At 66.8% G+C, this 1,223-nt stretch carries 1 protein-coding gene and 1 pseudogene; both read left to right on the forward strand.

What is annotated here, in order from left to right; all coding sequences use genetic code 11:
• Nucleotides 1-198 (forward strand): annotated as a pseudogene (locus ACMV5O_RS21280) (acetaldehyde dehydrogenase (acetylating)); the annotation flags it as partial.
• 27 nt (nucleotides 199-225) lie between these two features.
• A partial coding sequence (gene dmpG / locus ACMV5O_RS21285) for a 4-hydroxy-2-oxovalerate aldolase (protein WP_416165309.1) occupies nucleotides 226-1,223 on the forward strand: 998 nt, incomplete at its 3' end.

Below are 1,223 nucleotides of genomic sequence, written 5' to 3' on the forward strand. Positions count from 1 at the left end.
GTGAATGGCCCGGTGTTCGACGGCAATCGGGTCTCCGTCTTCCTGGAAGTCGAAGGCCTGGGCGACTACCTGCCCAAGTACGCCGGCAACCTCGACATCATGACCGCGGCCGGTGCGCGCACCGCCGAGATGTTCGCCGAGGAGATCCTCGCCGGGCGTCTGAAGCTCGAATCCAACCGCGCCACGATGGTGGCCTGAGCGCCCCGGCCACAAGGAGAGATGAACATGGAACTTCGCGGCAAGAAGATCACCGTCCACGACATGACACTGCGTGACGGCATGCACCCCAAGCGCCACCTGATGACGCTCGAGCAGATGAAGACCATCGCCTGCGGCCTGGACGAGGCGGGCGTGCCGCTGATCGAGGTCACCCACGGCGACGGCCTGGGCGGCAGCTCGGTGAACTACGGCTTTCCGGCGCACAGCGATGAGGAATACCTCGGCACCGTGATCCCGCTGATGAAGCAGGCCAAGGTCTCGGCGCTGCTGCTGCCCGGCATCGGCACGGTCGATCACCTCAAGATGGCGCATGAACTGGGCGTGTCGACGATTCGCGTCGCCACCCACTGCACCGAGGCCGACGTCTCCGAGCAGCACATCGGCATGGCCCGCAAGCTCGGCATGGACACCGTCGGCTTCCTGATGATGGCGCACATGAACAGCCCCGAAGGGCTGGTCACGCAAGCCAAGCTGATGGAAAGCTACGGCGCCAACTGCATCTACGTCACCGACTCGGCCGGCCACCTGCTACCCGACACCGTCAAGGCGCGCCTGGCTGCGGTGCGCGACGCCTTGAAGCCCGAGACCGAACTCGGTTTCCACGGCCACCACAACCTGGCGATGGGCGTGGCCAACAGCCTGGCGGCGCTCGAAGTGGGCGCCACCCGCATCGACGCCGCGGCCGCGGGCCTGGGCGCGGGCGCGGGCAACACCCCGCTGGAAGTCTTCATCGCGGTGTGCGACCTGATGGGCATCGAGACCGGCGTCGACGTGTTCAAGATCCAGGACGTGGCCGAGGACCTCGTCGTGCCGATCATGGACTTCCCGATCCGCATCGACCGCGACGCGCTCACGCTGGGTTACGCCGGCGTGTATGGCTCCTTCCTGCTGTTCGCCAAGCGCGCCGAGAAGAAGTACGGCGTGCCGGCGCGCGAGATCCTGGTCGAGATGGGCCGGCGCGGCATGGTCGGCGGCCAGGAGGACATGATCGAGGACACGGCGCT

Origin of the sequence: Thauera sp. WH-1 (assembly GCF_047806685.1) — a bacterium.
Lineage (GTDB): Bacteria > Pseudomonadota > Gammaproteobacteria > Burkholderiales > Rhodocyclaceae > Thauera.